This window comes from Paenibacillus sp. BK033 (assembly GCF_004345425.1).
Classification (GTDB): Bacteria; Bacillota; Bacilli; order Paenibacillales; family Paenibacillaceae; genus Pristimantibacillus.
On the sequence record NZ_SLVP01000001.1, the window covers coordinates 1,073,255 to 1,094,509 of the forward strand.

At 54.6% G+C, this 21,255-nt stretch carries 20 protein-coding genes; 14 read left to right on the forward strand and 6 right to left on the reverse strand.

Annotated features, from left to right (window positions below):
* The first annotated feature begins 42 nt into the window (after positions 1-42).
* Positions 43-618 carry a xanthine phosphoribosyltransferase gene (locus EV294_RS04675; RefSeq protein WP_132304258.1) on the forward strand — a complete coding sequence of 192 codons (576 nt, stop codon included), beginning with the start codon at positions 43-45 and terminating at the stop codon, positions 616-618.
* A gap of 48 nt (positions 619-666) precedes the next feature.
* Here EV294_RS04675 and EV294_RS04680 read toward each other — a convergent pair whose 3' ends face one another.
* On the reverse strand, positions 667-1,995 hold the full coding sequence (locus EV294_RS04680; protein ID WP_132304260.1) for an FAD-dependent oxidoreductase: 1,329 nt from the start codon (positions 1,993-1,995) through the stop codon (positions 667-669).
* A 373-nt stretch (positions 1,996-2,368) separates the two neighbouring features.
* On the opposite strand from EV294_RS04680, the gene EV294_RS04685 reads away from it, so the two are divergent.
* From EV294_RS04685 to EV294_RS04695, 3 genes are read left to right on the forward strand one after another with little or no spacing between them, the layout of a single operon-like run.
* On the forward strand, positions 2,369-3,976 hold the full coding sequence (locus tag EV294_RS04685) for an RsmB/NOP family class I SAM-dependent RNA methyltransferase (RefSeq protein WP_132304262.1): 1,608 nt from the start codon (positions 2,369-2,371) through the stop codon (positions 3,974-3,976).
* 1 nt (position 3,977) lies between these two features.
* A complete protein-coding gene (locus EV294_RS04690; RefSeq protein ID WP_132304264.1) occupies positions 3,978-4,727 on the forward strand; it encodes a pseudouridine synthase in 750 nt (249 codons plus the stop codon).
* A 28-nt stretch (positions 4,728-4,755) separates the two neighbouring features.
* Positions 4,756-5,553: a Cof-type HAD-IIB family hydrolase gene (locus EV294_RS04695; protein ID WP_132304266.1), complete on the forward strand. Its 798-nt coding sequence runs from the start codon at positions 4,756-4,758 to the stop codon at positions 5,551-5,553.
* 92 nt (positions 5,554-5,645) lie between these two features.
* On the opposite strand, the gene EV294_RS30610 is transcribed toward EV294_RS04695, so the two are convergent.
* The 3 genes from EV294_RS30610 to EV294_RS04710 all read right to left on the reverse strand — a co-directional run bounded on the left by EV294_RS30610 (position 5,646) and on the right by EV294_RS04710 (position 9,056).
* Complete coding sequence (locus EV294_RS30610; protein WP_132304268.1) at positions 5,646-5,741, reverse strand: dihydroorotate dehydrogenase; 96 nt, start codon at positions 5,739-5,741, stop codon at positions 5,646-5,648.
* A gap of 192 nt (positions 5,742-5,933) precedes the next feature.
* On the reverse strand, positions 5,934-7,325 hold the full coding sequence (locus EV294_RS04705; RefSeq protein ID WP_132304270.1) for an RsmB/NOP family class I SAM-dependent RNA methyltransferase: 1,392 nt from the start codon (positions 7,323-7,325) through the stop codon (positions 5,934-5,936).
* 21 nt (positions 7,326-7,346) lie between these two features.
* Entirely contained in the window at positions 7,347-9,056 is a 1,710-nt protein-coding gene (locus tag EV294_RS04710; protein WP_132304272.1) for a DEAD/DEAH box helicase, read from the reverse strand.
* 142 nt (positions 9,057-9,198) lie between these two features.
* Between EV294_RS04710 and EV294_RS04715 the strand changes: the two genes are divergently transcribed.
* The 5 genes from EV294_RS04715 to EV294_RS04735 are packed head-to-tail and all read left to right on the forward strand — an operon-like array spanning position 9,199 to position 11,824.
* Entirely contained in the window at positions 9,199-9,396 is a 198-nt protein-coding gene (locus EV294_RS04715) for a YwbE family protein (protein WP_132304274.1), read from the forward strand.
* A 20-nt stretch (positions 9,397-9,416) separates the two neighbouring features.
* Positions 9,417-9,716: a hypothetical protein gene (locus EV294_RS04720; protein ID WP_132304276.1), complete on the forward strand. Its 300-nt coding sequence runs from the start codon at positions 9,417-9,419 to the stop codon at positions 9,714-9,716.
* A gap of 18 nt (positions 9,717-9,734) precedes the next feature.
* Positions 9,735-10,499: a GNAT family N-acetyltransferase gene (locus tag EV294_RS04725; protein WP_132304278.1), complete on the forward strand. Its 765-nt coding sequence runs from the start codon at positions 9,735-9,737 to the stop codon at positions 10,497-10,499.
* Positions 10,500-10,507: 8 nt separating this feature from the next.
* Complete coding sequence (locus EV294_RS04730; RefSeq protein WP_132304280.1) at positions 10,508-11,167, forward strand: LysE family translocator; 660 nt, start codon at positions 10,508-10,510, stop codon at positions 11,165-11,167.
* A gap of 30 nt (positions 11,168-11,197) precedes the next feature.
* On the forward strand, positions 11,198-11,824 hold the full coding sequence (locus EV294_RS04735; RefSeq protein WP_132304282.1) for a hypothetical protein: 627 nt from the start codon (positions 11,198-11,200) through the stop codon (positions 11,822-11,824).
* A 65-nt stretch (positions 11,825-11,889) separates the two neighbouring features.
* Here the strand turns inward: EV294_RS04735 and lplA are convergent, their stop codons facing one another.
* Both lplA and EV294_RS04745 read right to left on the reverse strand, forming a co-directional pair.
* On the reverse strand, positions 11,890-12,879 hold the full coding sequence (gene lplA / locus EV294_RS04740) for a lipoate--protein ligase (RefSeq protein WP_132304284.1): 990 nt from the start codon (positions 12,877-12,879) through the stop codon (positions 11,890-11,892).
* An 87-nt stretch (positions 12,880-12,966) separates the two neighbouring features.
* A complete protein-coding gene (locus EV294_RS04745) occupies positions 12,967-14,181 on the reverse strand; it encodes a nitrate/nitrite transporter (RefSeq protein ID WP_132304286.1) in 1,215 nt (404 codons plus the stop codon).
* A gap of 451 nt (positions 14,182-14,632) precedes the next feature.
* Here EV294_RS04745 and EV294_RS04750 point away from each other — a divergent pair, with 451 nt between their 5' ends.
* From EV294_RS04750 to mobB, 5 genes are read left to right on the forward strand one after another with little or no spacing between them, the layout of a single operon-like run.
* Complete coding sequence (locus tag EV294_RS04750; protein ID WP_132304288.1) at positions 14,633-15,937, forward strand: molybdopterin molybdotransferase MoeA; 1,305 nt, start codon at positions 14,633-14,635, stop codon at positions 15,935-15,937.
* Positions 15,934-17,970: a nitrite reductase large subunit NirB gene (gene nirB / locus EV294_RS04755; RefSeq protein ID WP_132304290.1), complete on the forward strand. Its 2,037-nt coding sequence runs from the start codon at positions 15,934-15,936 to the stop codon at positions 17,968-17,970. The genes EV294_RS04750 and nirB overlap by 4 nt, the downstream gene beginning before the upstream one ends.
* Complete coding sequence (gene nasC / locus EV294_RS04760; protein ID WP_132304292.1) at positions 17,955-20,117, forward strand: assimilatory nitrate reductase catalytic subunit NasC; 2,163 nt, start codon at positions 17,955-17,957, stop codon at positions 20,115-20,117. Before nirB ends, nasC begins: the two co-directional genes overlap by 16 nt.
* Positions 20,114-20,716 (forward strand): molybdenum cofactor guanylyltransferase, encoded by a 603-nt coding sequence (mobA, locus tag EV294_RS04765; protein ID WP_132304294.1) that lies wholly within the window; start codon positions 20,114-20,116, stop codon positions 20,714-20,716. Before nasC ends, mobA begins: the two co-directional genes overlap by 4 nt.
* A 2-nt stretch (positions 20,717-20,718) precedes the next feature.
* A complete protein-coding gene (gene mobB, locus EV294_RS04770) occupies positions 20,719-21,231 on the forward strand; it encodes a molybdopterin-guanine dinucleotide biosynthesis protein B (protein WP_165930578.1) in 513 nt (170 codons plus the stop codon).
* Positions 21,232-21,255: the final 24 nt, after the last annotated feature.

Genomic DNA, 21,255 nt, shown 5'->3' on the forward strand with positions numbered 1-21,255 from the left:
ATATTAAAGAGAAGAAAATCGGGCAGGAGGATTGCAAGAGAAATGAAAGCATTGCAGGATAAGATTCGAAACGAAGGCATTGTTCTTAGCCAGACCGTACTAAAGGTGGATTCCTTCCTAAATCATCAGGTTGATCCGCAACTGATGTTTGAAATCGGTCAGTATTTTGCCGCAGCGTATGAGGGGGAAGGAATAACCAAGGTGTTGACGCTGGAGTCCTCGGGAATTGCGCCCGCGGTCATGACGGCACTAGCACTCAAGGTCCCCCTTGTTTTCGCGCGCAAGCAGAAGTCGCTTACGCTTCGCGATGATCTTTACGTCGAGGAGGTATACTCCTTCACGAAGCAGGTGAAGAGCGAGGTGGCGATTTCCCGCAAGTTTTTGTCGCCGGGGGAGCGGGTGCTTATCATTGACGACTTCCTGGCTTACGGAGAAGCGGCTTTTGGGATGGCGAGAATTGTGGAAGCGGCCGGCGCAAGCGTAGCGGGTATCGGCATTGTAATCGAGAAGTCTTTCCAAAGCGGAGCGGACAAGCTGAAGGAAGCGGGCTACCGGGTAGATTCGCTGGCGCGCGTGGCAGTCTTGTCGCCCGACGGCATCCAGTTCGCAGCGGAATAATTCGAAAAGCGGAAGCTCTGTTCGGAGAGCTTCCGCTTTTTTTAATTATTACATTGCCTGCAAACCGGCCTGATTGAGCAGATTCCAAGGCTTGTTGTAATGGGGCTGGAAGAAGAAGTCGACGAAGGTGAGCTCGTTCATCGTCATACCGTTCTGGATGCAGACCGACATCGTATTGATCGCTTGCGTCAGATCGTCCTTCGACATCACCTGGGCCCCTACAATCCGGCCGGTATCTGCTTCATAGACAACCTTGAGCAGTACTTTCTCGTAGGTCGGCATAAATTCAGGACGGTCATTGTCTTCCAAGGTAACCGTTTTTACATCCATCCCCGCATCAAGGGCAGCCAGCTCGGTTAAGCCGGTCGAAGCGATATTTTGCTCGTAAATCTTAATGCCCGATGTACCTTGAGTCCCCATATAACGGACGGTCGGCGCGATAAGGTTGCGGGCCACGAGCGTTCCCATCCGGACGGCGTTAGTTGCGAGCGGGATGTACGCATGCTTGTGGGTCGGGTTATAAAAGACGGCGCAGCTGTCGCCTGCGGCCATGACATCCGGGTTGCTGGTACGCATATACTCATCCACGATAATGGCGCCGTTTGGCAGCATGTCGATCTGGCCTCTCAGCAAATCCGTATTCGGGCGGAAGCCGATACAGAGGACAACGAGATCCGTGTCGTATTCGCCGGCTGTCGTTACGACCGTGTTCACCTTGCCTTCTTCGCCGCGGAAGCCGGTTACGGTCTGTGCCAGCTTAAGCTCGATACCGCGGCTGCCAAGCTCCTGCTCGATAGCATCCGTAAATTCGCGGTCCAAATATTTGAACAGAATCCGGTCCATATTATCAATAAGCGTTACTTGCTTGCCAAGCTGTTCAAAAGCTTCAACAAGCTCGATTCCGATGTAGCCCGCGCCGATAACGGTGATCCGGTTGGCATGCTTCGCTTTTTCGATGATCGCTTGAGCGTGATTGTAGTTTTTGCACAAAACGATATTCTCAAGCTCCATCCCTTTCAGCTTCGGAATAATCGGCCACGATCCGGTTGTCACAACCAGCTTGTCGTAGCTTTCGAGCTGCTCCTCATTGGTCTCGAGGTTGCGTGCCAGGATCGTCTTGGCTTCCGTGTGGACCTCGAGCACCTCATGGCGCATCTTCATTTGAACGCCCATGTCCGTAAGCTGCTGCGGCGATGCGTAGAACAGCTTCTTCACATCCTGCACAACTCCGCCGACGTGAAGGGCAATGCCGCACGAGAGGAACGATACGTTGTCATTGCGCTCGTAAACCGTAATTTGCGCCTCGGGATAAAGCTTAGCCATCTGAGTAACAGCGGCGGTACCTGCATGCGTGCATCCAATAACAGCGATCTTCATATAAAATTCCTCCTTAGATTTTTCTGTGAAAACATTCACATACTTCAGTGCGAAAATAGGAAGCGGACGTCGATGCGGGAGCATGTTACCTCAATCCACATGCATAATATGCGTGCCGGCTTCCTTCCGGCCTCAGTGAAGATGGTGATGAGAGCTTGCGTTTTGCTATACGGCGAAGCGCTTCACCTTGTGTGAATTAATTCACAATCTCTTGTTGCTCTTATCATATGCCACTTTTATCAAATTGACAAGGGGTTGTGATTAATTTCACATATTGATCACAAATGCTTTGCCCTTCTCATTATAGGTGCATTAGAGTATACTCGATGTTATATTTCTAACGTATTTCAGCTGCATGCAAGGGGATGACCAGATGTCCGGCTATTTGCCGATTGCTTTTACGACAAAGATGAAATCACTGCTTGGAGAAGAGTTCGACCGTTTTATGTCTTCCTACGAGGATCCGCGTGTGTACGGCATCCGGATTAACCGTTTGAAGCTGGGCGCCGAAGAGTGGAAATCGATCTCGCCGATGGGGGGAGCGGTTCGTCCGATTCCGTGGGCATCGGGCGGCTTCTATTATGAAGAAGGGGCAAGACCGGGCAAACATCCGCATTATCATGCCGGTCTTTATTATATTCAGGAGCCAAGCGCGATGGCTCCGGTTGAGCTGCTCGATGTCCGGCCGGGACATCGCGTGCTTGATCTTTGCGCGGCGCCGGGCGGTAAATCGACTCAGATAGCGGCCAAGCTGCAAGGCAGCGGCGTGCTGGTAAGCAACGATAATGCCAGGGAACGGACAAAGGCGCTCGCCAAAAACATCGAGCTGGCCGGCGTCCGCAACGCCGTCGTTCTAAACGAAGAGCCGTCGGCGCTAGCTCCCGTGTTCCGGGAATGGTTCGACCGTATACTGGTCGATGCGCCGTGCTCCGGCGAAGGCATGTTCCGCAAGGATGAATCGATGATCGCCGAATGGGAGAAGCATTCCATTGAACGCTGCTCGGCCATGCAGAGGCATATTTTGCGCGATGCGGCAGCTATGCTCGCTCCGGGAGGGGTTCTGGTCTATTCGACCTGTACGTTCTCTCCGGAAGAGAACGAAGCTCAAATCGCGGAGCTGCTTGCCGAATATCCGGATTTCGAGGTCAGGCCGGTACGGCATCAATACGGCTGGAAGCCCGGGCATCCCGAATGGGCGGGAGAAGCGGGAGAGGGGCTTGCGGCCGAACAATCGGCGTCGCTGGCGGGAACCGTCCGGTTATGGCCTCACCATATCGAAGGCGAGGGGCATTATGCGGCGGTGCTGACCCGTAAAGGCGCTACTCCCGCGGAGGAACGTCAATATCTTGAGCCTCCGGTCCTTGCGGAGAAGGATGCCGGAAAAAGGAAGAAGGTAAAAGGCAATGCCGGTGCCGCCTTGCGGGCAGCGGAGAAGAAGGGCGGCCGCGAAACGAAGGACAGCGGCAAGCTCCAACGGACAGGCAGTCCGGCACGGCAGTCCGGCAAAGGCCGGCAGCCGGAGGTTGTTGATGCGGCAGCGGCATGGCATGCTTTTGCGGAGCAGGAGCTGTCGGGCGGATTTGCCGGCACGGGGTCCATGCTTAGCTTTGGCTCGCGTATCTATCTCCAGCCGGAAGGGATGCCTCCATTAGACGGCTTGCATGTCGTGCGCGCGGGCTGGTACGTCGGCGAAGCGGGCCGCAACCGATTCGAGCCTTCGCAAGCGCTTGCTATGGGGCTCCGGCCATCGGAAGCCGTACGATCGCTCAATTTTGCGTCGGATGATCCTGACATTATCCGGTATTTAAAAGGCGAGACGCTTTTCGTGGAAGCCCATAACATAAAGATGGAAGGAAATCCTGCTCAGCCTCTGAAAGGATACGTGCTTGTATGCACGGACGGTTATCCGGTCGGATGGGGAAAATATACGGGAGACGGCATGCTCAAGAACGAGCTGCCGGTTGGCTGGAGGTGGATGTAAGATGAGCAAAAAGATGCGGATAGACAAGCTTCTGTCCCATACCGGATACGGAACCCGCAGCGAGATCAAGAAGCTGGTAAAGCAGGGTAAAGTAACGGTTGCCGGAAAGGTCGTCAAAGACAGCGGGCTGCTCGTTGATCCGGAACTGGACGAGGTTGCATTCGACGGGGAACGGGTGCTGTACCGGGAGGTGATCTATTTGATGATGAACAAGCCAACGGGCGTTATCTCCGCAACCGAAGACCGCCGCGAACGGACCGTTATCGATTTGCTGAAACCGGAGGATCAATTAATGGATCCGTTCCCTGTGGGAAGATTGGACAAGGATACGGTTGGACTTCTGCTGCTCACGAACGACGGACAGCTGGCGCATGAGCTGCTGTCGCCGCGCAAGCATGTTCCCAAAACCTACGAAGCGGTCGTGCAGGGCGATGTGGGCGAAGAGGATCAGACGCAATTCAAGGCTGGCGTTACGCTGGATGACGGATACGTCACGATGCCTTCGGATCTAAAGATATTGAAAAAGGACAGCGGCGAGGGTGGCGTAACTTCGGTCATATCGCTTACGATAATGGAAGGGAAGTTTCATCAGGTGAAGCGGATGTTCGAAGCGGTAGGCAAAAAGGTGGTATACCTGAAGCGAATATCGATGGGGCCGCTTAAGCTGGATGCCGATCTGGAGGAAGGAACTTACCGCGAATTAACCGATGAGGAAATTGCGCTTTTGCGCGCTCACCGGGCTTCGGAATAAAAATAGAGAACAGGATGGGGAGAATCGTATGGCCTTACAGTATGATTTGATTGCGCTTGACGTAGATGGCACATTATTGACGGATGATCATCAACTGACAAGCAAGACTCGCGAAGCCGTGCGGGAAGCGGCGGATCGTGGAGCGAGCATCGTATTATGCACGGGCCGGGCGCCTTTCAGCGTCTTTCCGGTGCTGGAGGAGCTAGGGCTAACCGGTACGATTATTACGCACAACGGCGGGGCAACGATTGATTCGGATACGAAAAAAATCATCCACCAATACGAGATCGCGCCCCGGCAGCTGGAGCCGTTCGTAGATTATTGCCGGAAGAATCAGGTGCATTACGACGTAAATACGGCTTTTGAAATGATGGTCGAATCGTTAACGCCGGAGGTGTCCGATATGTACGGCAAGTTCCATGCGTCGCCTTCCGTTCTGGGGCAAGGAGCAAACTTGCCGGAGGGGCTTGTCAAGTTTACGGTGTTCGGCAGCATCGAAGTAATGGACCGGGTGCAGGAGGAGTGGGAGAAATGGCCGACGTCCCTGCACACGATCCGCAGCGGCGATTTCTTTATCGACGTGCATCATCCGGAAGCAAGCAAGGGCAGAGCGCTGCGGCAATTCGCCAGCAGCCAGGGCATTGACCGGAGCCGGATACTCGCGATCGGCAATTACTATAACGACATTTCCATGCTGGAGTTTGCCGGCTGCGGCATTGCGATGGGCAACTCTCCGGACGGGGTAAAGGAAGCAGCCGATATCGTTGGACGTTCCAACGCCGAAGATGGCGTTGCGTACGCTCTAAGGGAATTTGCCTGGAGCTGAAGCGAAGAGATTGAACGTTAAGAAGGGGCAGCCCCTTGGTCAAGATGACCTCGGGTGCTGCCCCTTCTTCAGTTGGGTCTAGTGCCAAGTCCTTAGTGCCAAACTCCTCTAACGATGATTACCAGAAGAATGAAAAGGACAAGGATGAAACCTACTGTATTGACGCCGCCTCCATATACGCCAGACATGCTAATTCCTCCTTGTGATTGTATTCCGCTGGAAGGCTGCTGTCACTGGAGTACATTCGCCCTCTGTCCGGTATACAGTATTGTATTGAGGAAGGCTCTGTGTGGAATGGACTCCTGTCACGATACATCCGGATTTGGGTAGTTACCCAGAAGGAAAAAGCTTGCTGGCAGCATCCCCGACATTCCCCGCGATTAATTGAAACGTCGAAGTCCCTTCGGCAGATGGTTCTTTAGCTGGCCGCCGCTTGCTTTGGCCCAGCCCAGCGGCAGGCCGTCAACGGCAACAAGGCCCCAGCCGCTCTCTTCACCTGCGGCAGTCAGCGTCTCGCCGCGAAGGTAAGCCGCAACCTCCGGCGCATCCGGCGGGTAGCTTTGCACCCACGATGCGTCCTCCGCCTGAACGGCGAGAGCAAGCGCATGCGCCGGCTCCAGGCGGTTCTTGCGGATATCGCCGAGATGCAGACCAGGCCGAGCGACCTTAAGGCCGTTAAGATTAGCGGCGCCAAAGCTGCCTTGCGTTTGATGGGGCAGCCAGTATAGAGCGTCGCCGAAGCGGAGCGGCTCGCCCGGGCCAAGGCTTAAGCCGGGCAATGCCTGCTCGGCAAAGCTGTGGAACAAGGCCATTTCGGCGGTCAACGGCTTGGACCTTCCCGCAGCGCGTTTGTCCCGCCGCTTGTCTTTGCTCTTTGGCGGTTCATCTGTCGCCTCCTGCTGCTCGCCTTCGGAGGTTTTCCGCAGCCGGGCGACGAAATGCCCCTCGCCGCGGACCCGATGCGGCCAGATGCGCTCGATTTGTTCGACCTGGAAGGAGGGATGCGCGGCAACAAATTGCGCAATCGTATCCTCGTTCTCGGCTCGGTTAAACGTGCAGGTCGAATAGACAAGCATGCCGCCCGGCTTCAGCATGATCGCGGCATGCTCCAGAATCTCCGACGAACGCTCGGCGCAATAGGCGACATGAGCTTCCGACCATTCGGCAACCGCATCTTCATCCTTGCGGAACATGCCTTCTCCCGAGCAAGGAGAATCCAGCATGATGCGGTCGAAAAAGGCGGAAAAGCGTCTCGACAGTTCCTGCGGCGCGGCATTTGTAACCACCGCGTTACGGATGCCGAGACGCTCAACGTTCTCGCTTAAAATTTTCGCTCTGGCAGGATGGATTTCATTGGCGATGAGCAGACCTTCGCCATTCATGCTGCCTGCGATTTGCGTGGTTTTGCCGCCGGGAGCAGCCGCGAAGTCAAGAACCGTCTCGCCGGGCTGGGCATCCAGCAGCTCAGCCGCGGACATCGCGGAAGGCTCCTGGATATAATATAGTCCGGCTGTATGATAAGGATGCTTGCCGGGTCTCGCTGCTTCGCCGTAATAGTAACCGGTCTTGCACCAAGGTACGGGCTCCAATTGAAACGGCTGCTTGAGAGCAGCCGCTTGATCCCCGATAGGTTGTCGACATTTCAAAGGATTAAATCTAAGCCCGTAGACGCGGGCATCATTGTAGCTGTCAAGAAACCGCTCGGCTTCTTCCCTTCCGAGAAGAGCCTGCATTTGCCGGACATAAGCCTCCGGCAGCTGCACGTTCTTCAATGTACTGCCACTCCTTTATGCTTATCTGTTGCGTCCGCGGCGTCCGCCTGGAGCAGGACCGCGGGAACCTCCGCCGTTGCTGCCGCGCGAATCCCTGCCGCCGCGCGGCGCGCTGCCGCCCGAGCTGCGGGAATCCTTGCCGCTGCTTGGACGGCCTTCCCATCTGCCGCCGGTTGCTGCGCCGCGCGTACTGCCGCGTGTCGCGCCGTCTTGGGCCCGTTCGCCTCTGCCGCCGGCTGCTGCGCCGCGCGTATTGCCGCGCGTAGAACCGCCTTGAGTCCGTTCGCCTCTGCCGCCACGGTTAGCGCCGCGTGCGTCTCTGCCCCCGCGTCCGGATTCGCGCTCGCCGCTTCTGCCTCCCCGTTCAGGAGCAGCAGCCTCCCACGGATTGCCATTGACCTCGGTGCTGCTGACGGCAGCTCGTTCCGGCTTGCCGCGTCCGCCTGCTTGCGAACGGCCTGCACCACCTGCGCCGCGCTCATTGCGCTCGCCTCTGCCGCCGCGTCCGCCTTGCGCAGGCTTGAAGTCGCGACCGCCGCGACTGCGTCCTCCGCGTTTGTCATAGCTTTTGCCTTCGCTGCCGGAATGAGGAGCATTGCTCTTCACGATTGTGCCGTCCGGCTCAACGGTGCGGCGCTCAAGAGACGCGTTAATGCTGCGCTCGATATGGGCAACCGCTCCTCGGTCGTAAGGCGATGCCAGCGTAATTGCAATGCCGCGTTGTCCGGCACGGCCTGTCCGGCCGATGCGGTGGATATAAATCTCGGAATCGGTTGGCACATCGTAGTTGAAGACATGGGTAACGCCTTCTACGTCAAGGCCGCGCGCCGCCACGTCCGTAGCAACAAGAATTTGCAGCTTCGCGTCGCGGAAGCGTTTCATGACCTGCTCGCGTTTGGCCTGCGTCAAATCGCCGTGCAGCTCGTCGGACTCGAAGCCGTAATCCTGAAGAGCTTCGTTCAGCTTTTTCGCGCGGACCTTGGTCCGGCAGAAGATAACCGCCAAATACGGGCGCTGGGTTTCGATCAGCGTAATGAGTGCCTTCTGGCGTCCGCGGTCCGTTGTTTCGACTACGAGCTGCTTGATATTATCGAGAGTTACATTGGTGCTCTGGATTTTGATATCTACCGGTACCTTCATGTAATTCTCGGCGAGACGTTTAATCTGATCCGGCATGGTAGCCGAGAAGAGCATAGTTTGACGGGCGCGCGGCGTCTGCTCCACGATGCTTTCGACTTCGGGCAGGAAGCCCATGTGAAGCATTTGATCCGCTTCGTCGAGTACAAGCATCTTCAGCTTGCCAAGGTTGATCGTTTCGCGTCTCATATGATCGATCAAGCGGCCCGGCGTAGCCACAACGATATGAGGCGCATTGTTCAGCTTGCGGATTTGCGCATCCACGTCTTGTCCGCCGTAAGCGGCAAGCACTTTGGCGCCAACGGCCGCTGCAAGCTTTTTCAGCTCGCTTGTAATCTGGATAGCCAGCTCCCGCGTCGGAGTCAGAATCAGCGCCTGAACCTGCTCTTTATCGACATCGATGCGCTGCAGAATCGGCAGGGTGAAGGCGATGGTTTTGCCTGTGCCCGTTTGAGCCTGGGCAATGACGTCTTGCCCGGACAGCAGGACGGGGATTGCTTTCTTCTGTACGGGAGTAGGGCTTGTAATGCCATTGGACTGAAGAACGTCCGTCAGCTCCGGGATGATACCCATGGAAATAAATTCAGTTGACATTTTGTATATTTTCCTCATTTCATCGAACTCGTTTATCGTCTAGTATAACAGTTGTGCCTTGGAAGTGCATCTTTCATCTACATATGCTATGCTGGGCTTCATAAGCTATTAAGCATACATGCAAACAAAGGAATGATCAACAATGAATAACGGTACAGAGCGCGCTTCGGTGAAGCCGGGTCTTGAAGTGGATATTGTTCTGAAGCAGGATCAGCGGACGGGGAAGCTGACGCGCGGCATTGTGAAGGATTTGCTGACGAATTCGCCCACTCACCCTCATGGCATCAAGGTTCGCCTGACAGACGGCCAGGTCGGAAGAGTAAAGCATATTCATTCGTGAGTAAAGGAGCTTAGAGCGCGATGGCATTCGGGATTTCCAGGTCTGAAATGACGGCATGGAAGGAAGCGGTCGCCCGCGGCGAGATTGCCTACCTGACGCATTATTGGGTGGATCCGCGTTTTCCGGGCATGAAGACCGTAACCAAGGTAGGCTGCTCCGATCTGGACAAGCTTGCGCGGTGGTGCAGGGATAACGGTCTGAATCCGCAATATATTCATAGACGGGATAAATACCCGCATTTTGACCTGCTGGGGCCTAAGCAAAGAGAAATTCTCCTGCGGGAAAATCAACTTGCCCAGCTCGAAAGGTTTCATCTTTAATGAAGGGGAGATACGAACATGCAGATTAATTCGCTGCATCAGACGATAGAGGAGTTAAGTCTTAACGCATGGCCGTCACTTCAGACGGTCGTTTACGACGGCTGGCTGCTGCGGTTTGCGGACGGTTACACGAAGCGCTCGAATTGCGTGATGCCGCTGTACGAGAGTTACGGGCAAGTGGCGGAAAAAATCCTTCACTGCGAGAAGCTGTATGCGGAGCGGGGCTTGGACGCGGTTTTTAAAATCACGCCTTTCGCCAGGCCAAGCCAGCTGGACTCTATGCTGGAGGAGCGGGGTTATCGGATGGTGGATCCCGTTTATGTGAAGACGGCGGCACTAACGGAGCTTCCGTTGCCGGCGAATTGCGAATGCCGGATTGACGACCGGCTGAGTGAACGCTGGCTGGATGAATTTACGCAGATGATGCCGCTATCGGACAAGCAGCGGGAAGCGGCGGTTAAGATGCTGACCGGCATGCCGCTCCGCCAATGCTTTGTAACGCTTTACGCGGAAGGGATTCCGGCGGCCTGCGGAATCGGAGTAATCGAGCATGGCTATATCGGCTTGTACGATATTGTCACATCCGAGAGGTTCCGTAACAGAGGACTGGGCTATCAGCTGCTGCTGCATATTTTCCATTGGGCGTTGCGGAACGGAGCAGATAAAGCCTATTTATTAGTCGTTCAGGGGAACCAGCCGGCGAACCGGCTTTACGACAAATTCGGTTTCGAGACGCAATACGAATATTGGTACAGGGTTAAATCTTGGAAGCAGGATGAGTGAACGTTTAGATGGTTTTAGGGTTAGCGTTTATACAAGGCTTTTTATTTTCTTTATCTCTTTGTTTGGATTTGGGCATGGTGAACGTTGCGATTATTAAAACCGGGGTTGAGCGCGGCTTTAAGCCGTCCTTTATGATCGGTTTCGGCTCATGCTTTGGAGACTTGACCTATCTTGCGCTCGCGCTGGTCGGGTTCAGCTTTATATTGGAGATTACCCCCGTTCGGTGGAGTCTATGGATTGCGGGTACGGTGGTTCTGCTGCTGCTGGCTTATAAAATGGCGAAAGAATCGCTCCATCCGAGGATGATTGATTGGCAAGCGCGGGAAGCGGATGAAGGGCAACGGCCCAAGCGGAGGCTCGCGGATTTTATGTTTGGGCTTGGAGCAGCGTTGTCGTCTCCTACGGTTATGCTGTGGTTTGTTGCTTCGGCCGGACCGATTGTGGCCGAGGTTCATGGCGACAGCCGGTACGCGATTGCCCTATTTATCGCGGGCTTCTTCACCGCCGGCTTATTATGGTCGCTTGGCATGGCTTACCTCAGCGGGCGGGCGGGCAAAGCGCTAGGCGCGAAATTCGTGAGGGTCATTTCGTTTTTCTCGGCTCTGCTCTTTGTTTATTTCGCGATCCGCGTATTTTGGTCGGGGCTGCAGTTTGTGCTAGGCAAGTAGGTTAACTATTGTGCTAAAAAGAGGGATACCATGTCCGTTGTGAACTTGTTGGCTTCCCGGCTAGGCCGCAAGGATGAGGAGCCAAATATTGAGCTTGCGCAAAGGCTGGCAAGCGAAGAAAACGTTGCAGGCATACAAGAAATCATCGAAAATTTGTCGAGCAAGGATAAAAAGATCCGGCATGATTGCATCAAGGTCGCCTATGAGCTTGGCGAAATAAGGCCGGAGCTGATTAGCCCATACGCTTTACGCTTCATCGAGCTGCTGGGAAGCCGGGATAATCGGCTGGTCTGGGGCGCGATGACGGCATTGTCCACCATAGCAGAAACGGCATCGGGAGCGATAATGGAGCATGTTGATCAAATCGTAAGCGCGATGAATACCGGTTCGGTAATAACCGTGGACAAGGCTGTTCTTGCGCTTTCGAAATTAGCGGCTGTAAGCGAGGCTAACAATAAAGTTATTTTTCCTTTCTTGCTCCGCCATCTCGAGGGCTGCAGGTCCAAAGAAGTTCCTCAGCATTCGGAAAGCGTTCTTCTTGCGGTTACGGCTCCTAACATAGAGGAATATCTGAAGGTGCTGCGGGCAAGAGAGCAGCAGCTCACGGATGCGCAGTTAAAGAGAGTCAAAAAGATTTATAGGACGTTAGAGAATTAGCCGAAATAAAAACACGGTTGCGTTTATCCCGGATAAACGCAACCGTGTTTTTGGTTAGATGCCGTTTACAGCATGAGCGACAACAGCTGCTCCTTCGTAATGGGACCGAAGTAGAAGTTCACGTCGATCTCATCCAGCAGCTTGCCGAGCGATTCCGCGTCGTAACGCGTTCCGATCAGCTTCGAGGTCACTTCGCTTGTCTCGCCTCTGCCGAAGAAGTCGCCGAATACGGCGGCATCCACGATTTTGCCTTCCTCCACCTGCAGGCGTATGTCATAAGTTCCCGCGCCTTCGATACGCTTTGTCTGACGGACGTTAAAGGCAGGGGAGCGGCCGTAATTCCAGTCCCAGCTGCGGTAACGCTCGTCGGCCAGCTTCCGGACATTCGCCCAGTCCTCTTCGGACAGCTCGTAGACCGGAATTTCCGGCTCGCCTTCGAATATAGACTCCAGCAAGTACTGTCTCAATTCCTGAATGGTCATCGGTTCCTTCAGAAATTCCGAGATGTTGGCGACGCGGCTCCGGATGGATTTGGTTGCTTTCGAGACGTATTTCTCCGCGTTAACCTTAAGCGCGGAAACGACATTCTCAATCTCCGAATCAAATAAGAGAGTGCCGTGACTGAACATCTTCCCTTTGGTTGCAAATTGGGCGTTGCCGGAAATTTTCCGCTCGCCAACCTGAAGGTCGTTGCGTCCCGACAGCTCCGCTTCTACGCCAAGCTTGCGCAACGCGCGGACAACGGGCTCCGTGAACTTCTTGAAGTTGTGGAACGACTTGCCGTCATCCTTCATGATGAAGCTGAAGCTGAGATTCCCGAGATCATGATAGACCGCGCCGCCTCCCGACAGCCTGCGTACCACATGGATGCCATTATCATTGACATACTCGGCGTTAATTTCCTCAACCGTATTCTGGTTCTTGCCGATGATGATAGAAGGCTCGTTAATGTAGAACAGCAAATATTCGTCTTCCGGCAGCGAACGTAAAATATATTCCTCGAGCGCCAGATTCAGCGTCGGGTCCGTGATATTGTGATTGTCGATAAACCGCATGCGTAATTCTCCTCTTCATTGATCAGTCCTGCTCCCATTATAACCCTCACGGAAAGATTTTTCATGCGGGCAGGACAAAATTATAGGTCAAACGCTGCGGGCTTTGCCGCCTTCCCCGATCCAGGTTTTCTTCCATTCCAGCTGGGCAAACGCCAGCATAATGACGCTTAGCAGCGCAATGCCGCACAAAATGAGGAAGCCTGGCGTGTAGGAGCCAGTGGATTGATACAAATTACCGAGAATGAGCGGGAGAGCGTAACCGCCAATGCCGCCTGCTGCGCCAACGATCCCCGTTACCAGTCCAATCTCGTCACCGAATCGCTGCGGTACCAGCTGGAATACGGAGCCGTTGCCGGCGCCGAGGCACATCATGCCTACGAATAGCAGACCAATCACGAGATAGAGCGGCGGAAGACTCGATATGGAAGCGAGCATAACAGCCGCACCCGTATACAAAATCATCAGGACCTTAATGCCGCCAAGCTTATCGGACAAATACCCGCCAATCGGACGGAAGAAGCTGCCGGCGATAACGCATAGCGTAGTGAAATCGGCTGCTTTGACGGCAGACAAGCCGTATTGGGTGTTGAAGAAGATCGTCAGGTAGTTGGAGAGACCAACAAAGCCGCCAAACGTAACGCTGTACATAATGCAGAAAAGCCAGGTGTCGCGCTGCTTTAATATTTTCGCGTACTGGGACAGTTTTTTGGGAGCCGGCTGGTTAGGGCTGTCTTTCGCGAAAATCGTAAAGACGATGAAGGCAATCGCGATTGGGATTATCGCCAGGCCAAAAACGACTTCCCAGCTGCCGAAATGCTGGGCAATTCGGTTAGCGAACAAAGTGGAAAAGACCGTTCCGCTGTTGCCTGCGCCGGCGATACCCATGGCGAGACCTTGATATTGCGGCGGATACCAGCGGCTTGCAAGCGGAAGCGCAGCGGCAAAGGAGGCGCCTGCGACGCCAAGCATCAGGGCGACGATATGAAGATCCGATAGGGAATCAACGAATTTCCATCCCCATACCAGAGGGATCATCGTAAGCAGCATGCCAAGCTGCCCGGTTCTCTTGGGGCCGATATAGTCGGTCAGGAAGCCAAACACCAGGCGGAGAATAGAGCCGCCAAGCACCGGCAGCGCAACGAGGTTGGCTTTTTGAACCGGCGTCATATCAAAATCTCCGATAATAACGACGCTAAGCGGTCCGATCAGCACCCAAATCATAAAGCTGATATCGAAATACATAAATGCACTGAATAATGAAGGCTTATGCCCGCTTTTCCAAAACGACGTAGGGTTGCTCATAACCAATTCCCTCCAATGGATATATTTCTGTGTTTTCCGTTCGCAGACGCGCGTTCCCGGGGCGAGAGTCTGATTTTCGTTTCTTTTCAAAAATTAAAAAAAGGCCGCAAACTGCCCTTGCGGACAGAAGCGGCCTCTTTGCCGAAGGCGGTACAGCATTGTACCCACCGGATCGTACGGTCACATCATTGTGAACCCAATTCGAATTATAGGTGAATTGTCAAATGCATGTCAATAAACTTAACACCAAATTTTAAAATATCCATAAAATAATGCAGAAGTCGATATTTTTGCGTCACTTATATTGACATGCGACTAAACTTACATTATGCTCAAAACAAATGATCAGCACAACGATGTGCTGTCGACTTTGGCAACGGAGCCCGCTTCCTTATTTCTATAGGGAACGGGCTTTTTATGTTCATTTTGTGCGGTGGGGAGGAATGCCTGAATGACTGCCTTGCAGAAGCAGCAGCTTGTTGTATCCGTGGAAGAAGCGATTCGTCATTTGTGTGAGGGAATGTCCCCCGTTCGAACGGAAAAGCTGCCCTTGGAGGATTGCGTGGGCAGAGTGCTGGCGGAAGATTTCTTTACACCGTTTCCGATGCCTCCGTTCCGCCGGGCGGCGATGGACGGGTATGCCGTACGCTCGCAAACCTTGCTTGGCGCCGGTCCGGGCAGTGAAGTTATGCTTAGAGTGATCGCGGAGGTTAAGGCGGGCGCTTCCAAGGAATGGGCTCAGGAGTGTACCGCAGGCCGGCCGGTTAATGATAGGGATGCCGTACGGATCTTTACGGGTGCGCCTGTGCCGCATCGTTACGATACCGTTGTTATGCAGGAAGTGGTTACTCCCATTAACGGGGAAGACGGCAAGCCGCTGTGGATTGGAATAGACCGTCCGCATCCGGGTGGCCGACATATCGCGGAAGCCGGAGAGGATCTTGCGCCAGGCAAGCTGATTCTTGTGAAAGGAACCATGATCGGGGCTAAAGAAATGGCGGTGCTGGCCTCCTACGGGCAGGCGGAAGCGGTTGTATATGCGAAGCCTCGGATCGTTGTTCTGCCGGTTGGCGATGAGCTTCAGGAGCCGGGAACGGCTCTTACCGCAAACCGGATTTACGACGCAAACGGACTTGTTGTTTATGCTTTCCTGAAGCAGCTTGGCGCTCATGTCATTCGCCGAAAGCCGGTTCCGGATCATCCTGCCATCCTGGCAAACGAAATCAGGCTTGCCGCGGAGCAGGCCGATGTGGTCATTACGACAGGCGGCATATCGGTCGGCGACCATGATTACGTTGAGCGGTCCGCCGCCAGCGCCGGCTTTGAGCCGCTGTTTACAAAGGTGCTGATGAGACCCGGTACGCCAACCTCTGCTTTCAAGAAAGGGGAATGTTTGCTGTTTGGATTGTCGGGAAATCCGTCCGCTTGTTATTCCGGTCTCGAGCTGCTGGTGAAGCCGGCCGTTCAATGGTTAAAGGGAATGAAGAATTACCGCAATCAATGGCTCAAAGGGAAGCTGGAGGATTCGATCGGCAAGCCTTGCCCTTATCCAAGGTATGTACGCGCCATAGCGTCCATGGAACTTGGAGTATGGCGGATTTCGCCGCTGCCCAACGATAAATCGGGCAATATCGCGGCATTCGCGGAAGCAAACGCCATTGCCGTAATCCCGGCGGGCGGAAGAGGCGCGGCGAAAGGGGAAATCGTTTCTTTTCTATTACTAACGCATATGGCAAACGGAGGATTAACGTTGTGACGACAAGGAAACTAGCGGTAATCGGCAATGGAATGGCAGGCGTAAGATGCGTAGAGGAGATAGACCGGTTATCGCCCGGAGCCTTCGAAATCACGATTATCGGGGATGAGCCGCATCCGAATTACAATCGGATTATGCTGTCGAAAGTGCTGCAGGGGGATACCTCCATTTCGGATATTACCATCAATGATTTTGCTTGGTACAAGGAGCGCGGAATCCGGCTGCTGCTTGGCGAGAAGGCGGTGCGGGTTGACGCGGCCGGCAAAAACGTTTATCTCGAATCGGGCAGGACGGTGCCTTACGATGAACTTATATTGGCAACGGGATCTTCGGCTTTTGTCCCGTCGATCCCGGGTATTCGCAAATCCGGCGTAACAGCCTTTCGTAATATAAAAGATTGCGAGACGATGATCGAGGCATCGGAATCCTACCGGAGAGCGGCGGTGATCGGAGGCGGTCTTCTGGGGCTGGAGGCAGCGCGCGGTCTGCTCAATCTGGGCATGGAGGTGCATGTCGTTCATAATGCTCCTTATCTAATGAACAGGCAGCTGGACGCGATGTCGGCCGATATGCTCAAGCGCGAGCTTACGCAGCAGGGCATGCGGTTCTGGATGGAGAAACGGACGGAGAAAATTATCGGCCGCAAACGGGCCGAAGGGCTGTTGTTCAGTGACGGAACAAAGCTTATGGCGGATCTTATTGTATTGGCCGTCGGAATCAGTCCCAACGTCGAGATAGCCAATAACAGCGGAATTGCCACAAACCGGGCTATTCTTGTTGATGATTACATGCGGACCAATATGCCTCATATCTATGCGGTTGGGGAATGCGCCGAGCATAACGGGACGGTATACGGATTGGTCGCACCGCTGTACGAGCAGGGAAAAGTGCTGGCCAAGGTATTAACGGATGCGGATACTCCCCCTTACAAAGGCTCCATTCCTTATTCCATGCTGAAGGTGTCCGGGGTGGACGTGTTCTCTGCAGGAGATATTCAAGGCGATATTGAGGTGGCGCTGCAGCAATATAACGGTCTGCGGGGCACTTACAAGAAGGTAACCGTCAGAAACGGCAGGATAGCCGGTGCCGTATTGTACGGGGACAGTTCCGAGGGAATGAAGCTGCTGGATTATTTGAAGAAGAAAACGGATGCGGAGGTGCTCCTTGAAAAGACGGAAGGGGCATCAGGCGGTGCCGATGAGGCTGTTATTGCGATGGCCGATCACCAGACCGTATGCTCGTGCAACGGCGTGAGCAAAGGAGCTATCGTATGCGCCATTCAGGAGGACAAATTGCTGACGGTCGAGCAGATCCGGGATAAGACAAAAGCGTCCGGCTCCTGCGGGGGCTGCAAACAGCTGGTTGGCGCGGTACTCGCAAGCGTGCTGGCGGGAGCCGGAGGCGGAACCAAAAAGACGGTGCCGATCTGCGGCTGTACCGAGCTGGGGCATGAAGAAGTGAAGGCCGAAATTGCGAAGCGGGAGTATGCAGACGCGGCGCAGGCAAGAGAAAAGCTTGGCTGGAGCAAGGCTGACGGCTGCGTCGTTTGCCGCGGGGCTATTCCTTATTATATGGGATTGAACCAGGAATCCAAAAAGCCGGCAAGTCCGTTGTTAGACCACGAGATCACGGAGTTATCATGGGATGCCCGGGAGCTGCAACTGCCGTATCCGGTGCAAACCGAGCGGTCCGTTCATTATTTGCAAACTTCGGACGTTCTGGTTCGGGATTTTGGGCTTGCTGCCGTACCTGCCGGCTGGGAGGTTTACGTCGGAGGTCATTCGGAGCATCCGGTCAAGCAAGCGCAGCTGCTTGCTGTAGTGGCGGAGGAAGAAATGGCGCTGAAGCTGGCAGCAGCCTGCGTTCAGTCGTACAGGGAGTCCGCTTATTACGGGGAGCGCCCTTGGAAATGGCTTGAGCGAATCGGCCTCCAGCCGCTTAGGGAGAAGCTGCTCGATCGCGGAGAGCAGGAAGATTTAATCAGCCGTATGCAGGCGGCGGAAAGGGCGGAGATGGTATGGAGCGGCACATAGAAACAATGACATTCACGGTGGAGCAGGCCAAGGAAGTAATGGCCACGCAATGTCCCTTCTGCAGCGTGCAATGCAAGATGGAGGTTGCGGAGGACCGTTCGGGACGGCGGCCAGCCTACCAGGTAACGGCGATTCCGAATAAAGCTTCCGAGGGCCGGTTATGCGTGAAGGGGATGAACGCCCATCAACATGCAGTCAGCAGGGAAAGGCTGCTTCATCCGATGATGCGTAAAAACGGCAAGCTGACGCAGGTAACTTGGGAGGAAGCGCTCGAGGCAGTCAGCACTCGGCTGACCGGTCTGCAAACGGAGCATGGCGCCCATTCCGTTGGTCTGTACGGCGGCGGATCGCTTACAAACGAATCTGCCTACTTGCTGGGCAAGTTTGCTCGGGTTGCCCTGCAGACTAAATACATCGACTATAACGGCAGGTTTTGCATGTCGGCCGCGGCATCGGCTGGCGTAAAAACCTTTGGCATCGACCGCGGCCTGACAAACAAGCTGTCGGACATTCCGCTAGCCGAATGCATTATTTTGGCGGGGACTAACATCGCGGAATGCCAGCCGACGCTGATGCCGTATTTTACGAGAGCGAAGGATAACGGGGCTATCATAATTGTTATCGACCCCAGAGTATCGGCCACCGCTTCTATCGCCGATCTCCATCTTCAGGTGAAGCCCGGCATGGATGCGGCGCTGGTGAATGGCATGCTGAAGGTAATATTTGACGAGAAGCTCATTGATGAAGGCTTTATCAAGAGCAGAACGAAAGGCTTTGCCGAGGTGAGGGAGCATGTGGATTCGCTTGACCTCGATGAAATAGCGGACGTGACCGGCGTAAGCATGGATCTGATCCGCAAAGCGGCTATCAGCTTTGGCAAGGCGCGTACGGGAATGGTTTTTACGGCCCGCGGCGTTGAACAGCACGCGGATGGCCATATGGCCGTAAGAAATTTTCTTAACCTGATTCTGGCTACGGGCAAAATCGGCAGGGAGGGCTGCGGCTACGGCGCCGTAACCGGGCAAGGGAACGGGCAGGGCGGACGCGAGCATGGGCAAAAAGCAGACCAGCTGCCCGGTTACCGATTGATTGAAAATCCGGAAGACCGAGCTTATATAGCTGGTGTATGGGGAATTAAACCCGAAGAGCTGCCGGGCAAAGGGGTATCCGCGTACGAAATGATGGAGCTTGTTCATAGCCGAGATATAAAAGGGCTGTTCGTAATGGGCTCTAATCCGATTGTATCGAACCCAAACGCCCTCCTGGTGGAAGAAGCGCTGGAGCGGCTGGAATTTCTCGTCGTTGCGGATATGTTCCTCTCCGAGACCGCCAAGCTGGCCGATATCGTGCTGCCGGTCACCGCATATCTCGAGAATGAGGGGACGATGACAAACCTCGAGGGCCGGGTTCTGCTGCGGCCTGCTGGCCGTTCGGCTCCGGGAGAAGCGCGTCATGACTGGCAGATTCTGTGCGACTTGGCTTACTGGCTGGGCAAGGAGAAGTATTTCGCCTTCCGCCGGCCGGAGGATATCTTTAATGAGCTGCGGATCGCCAGCCGCGGCGGCATTGCGGATTATTACGGCATTACGTACGAGAGGCTCCGCAAGGAGGAGGGGATCTATTGGCCATGCCCGTCCCTTGACCATCCGGGGACTCCAAGGTTGTTTGGCGAGCGATTTGCCCATCGGGACGGGCTTGCCGTATTCCAGACCGTAGACAGTTTATCTCCGGCGGAGCAGCCAAACGAAGAATATCCGTTGTACATGACAAACGGCCGTATGCTGTCCCATTACCTGACAGGGGTGCAGACGCGAAGAAGCCCCGTTCTCGCTGCCCGCGAGGTGGAAAACATACTGGAGATTCATCCGCTGACTGCTCGGAAATACCGGCTTGAGGATGGCGTTCTGGCCAGCGTGCAATCGAGCAGGGGAACGGTTATCGTCCGTGCGAAGCTTACTTCGGACATTCGCGAGGATACGTTATTTATCCCGATGCATTGGGGAGATGCCCAGAACGTGAACCGGGCTACCAATGCCTTGCTTGATCCGAACTGCAAAATGCCGGATTTCAAGACAAGCGCGGTGAAGGTACGGCCGCTTGCCGAGTATTTGCGGGAAGAGCGGGAGATGGGACTGGTGAAAGAATGATAGGCGGTATCATATTGGCCGGAGGCCAAGGCAGGAGGATGGGCGGATTAATGAAAGCGCTCCTGCCGATGGAAGGGCGGTTTATGATTGAGCAGGTCCGTGACGGCATGCTGCCGTTATGCGGAAGCGTTACGGCCGTCGTCGCGTCCGAGGAGCAGGCTAAGCTCCTCTCCGGCTTGAAGCTGCCCTGCCTGATTGATACGTCGCCGGGACAAGGGCCGCTTGCCGCTCTTCATACCGCGTTTGAATACAATTGTTATTCAGCCCTCTGGGTATCCGCTTGCGACATGCCGTTTGTATCGGCTAAGGCAGCCTCCTATTTGCAGCATCGGATGGAAGAGAGCGGAAGTCTGGCTGCCGTGCCTGAGATTAAGGGGCAGCTTCATCCGCTGCATGCCGTTTATCGCGCGGAATGCCTCGAGCAGGCAGAGCGTTGCCTGCAGGAAGGCGACTACAGCATGAAGGGCTTTTTGAAGCGGATCGACTATACTCGGGTTCCGGATGAGGAGTTTACGTTGGCCGGCATAGCTCTTAGCTTTGTTGACAATATCAATACTCCGGAGCAATACGAGGAAGCGAAATTACGAAAGGGGGTGTAGCCTTGGCAGCAGCCGTATATCAGATTACAGGCTTTAAAAATACGGGCAAAACAACGCTCATATGCCGGTTGATCGATTATTTGGTGTCCCGCGGCGTGATGGTCGCAACGATTAAGCATGACGGCCACCATTTTGAGGCGGAGCCGGCGCATACGGATACCGCCCGGCACCGTTCCTCCGGAGCCGTCTGGTCGGCGATTACTTCGGCAGACCGGACGGCAATCGTGAAAGAGAAGCCTTCCGCATTGGTTGAGCTGATCGGGGAAGCGCCGGCAGAGGCATTTATCCTTGTTGAAGGGTTTAAGGCTGAGCGGTTCCCGAAGCTTGTGATCGTGAGAAAGGCGGAGGATGAACGGCTGCTGGGCGAACTGAATGGCATTACGGCAGTAGCGGTCTGGCCGGGATATACCTTACAGCAAGACGCCATTCCGGCAGGGGCCAAGCGATTCGAGATAGACGATGTGCACGGGATAGGAGATCATATACAGATAGAAGGTTTGAGAAGACGGTCCTGAAGCGGGACCGTCTTTTTCCATTAT

Excerpts from the sequence above, each read along its gene's own strand:
- EV294_RS04675 (WP_132304258.1), top strand. The coding sequence starts at position 43 with ATGAAAGCATTGCAGGATAAGATTCGAAACGAAGGCATTGTTCTTAGC.
- EV294_RS04680 (WP_132304260.1), bottom strand. The coding sequence starts at position 1,995 with ATGAAGATCGCTGTTATTGGATGCACGCATGCAGGTACCGCCGCTGTT.
- EV294_RS04685 (WP_132304262.1), top strand. The coding sequence starts at position 2,369 with ATGTCCGGCTATTTGCCGATTGCTTTTACGACAAAGATGAAATCACTG.
- EV294_RS04690 (WP_132304264.1), top strand. The coding sequence starts at position 3,978 with ATGAGCAAAAAGATGCGGATAGACAAGCTTCTGTCCCATACCGGATAC.
- EV294_RS04695 (WP_132304266.1), top strand. The coding sequence starts at position 4,756 with ATGGCCTTACAGTATGATTTGATTGCGCTTGACGTAGATGGCACATTA.
- EV294_RS30610 (WP_132304268.1), bottom strand. The coding sequence starts at position 5,741 with ATGTCTGGCGTATATGGAGGCGGCGTCAATACAGTAGGTTTCATCCTT.
- EV294_RS04710 (WP_132304272.1), bottom strand. The coding sequence starts at position 9,056 with ATGTCAACTGAATTTATTTCCATGGGTATCATCCCGGAGCTGACGGAC.
- EV294_RS04715 (WP_132304274.1), top strand. The coding sequence starts at position 9,199 with ATGAATAACGGTACAGAGCGCGCTTCGGTGAAGCCGGGTCTTGAAGTG.
- EV294_RS04720 (WP_132304276.1), top strand. The coding sequence starts at position 9,417 with ATGGCATTCGGGATTTCCAGGTCTGAAATGACGGCATGGAAGGAAGCG.
- EV294_RS04725 (WP_132304278.1), top strand. The coding sequence starts at position 9,735 with ATGCAGATTAATTCGCTGCATCAGACGATAGAGGAGTTAAGTCTTAAC.
- EV294_RS04730 (WP_132304280.1), top strand. The coding sequence starts at position 10,508 with ATGGTTTTAGGGTTAGCGTTTATACAAGGCTTTTTATTTTCTTTATCT.
- EV294_RS04735 (WP_132304282.1), top strand. The coding sequence starts at position 11,198 with ATGTCCGTTGTGAACTTGTTGGCTTCCCGGCTAGGCCGCAAGGATGAG.
- lplA (WP_132304284.1), bottom strand. The coding sequence starts at position 12,879 with ATGCGGTTTATCGACAATCACAATATCACGGACCCGACGCTGAATCTG.
- EV294_RS04745 (WP_132304286.1), bottom strand. The coding sequence starts at position 14,181 with ATGAGCAACCCTACGTCGTTTTGGAAAAGCGGGCATAAGCCTTCATTA.
- EV294_RS04750 (WP_132304288.1), top strand. The coding sequence starts at position 14,633 with ATGACTGCCTTGCAGAAGCAGCAGCTTGTTGTATCCGTGGAAGAAGCG.
- nasC (WP_132304292.1), top strand. The coding sequence starts at position 17,955 with ATGGAGCGGCACATAGAAACAATGACATTCACGGTGGAGCAGGCCAAG.
- mobA (WP_132304294.1), top strand. The coding sequence starts at position 20,114 with ATGATAGGCGGTATCATATTGGCCGGAGGCCAAGGCAGGAGGATGGGC.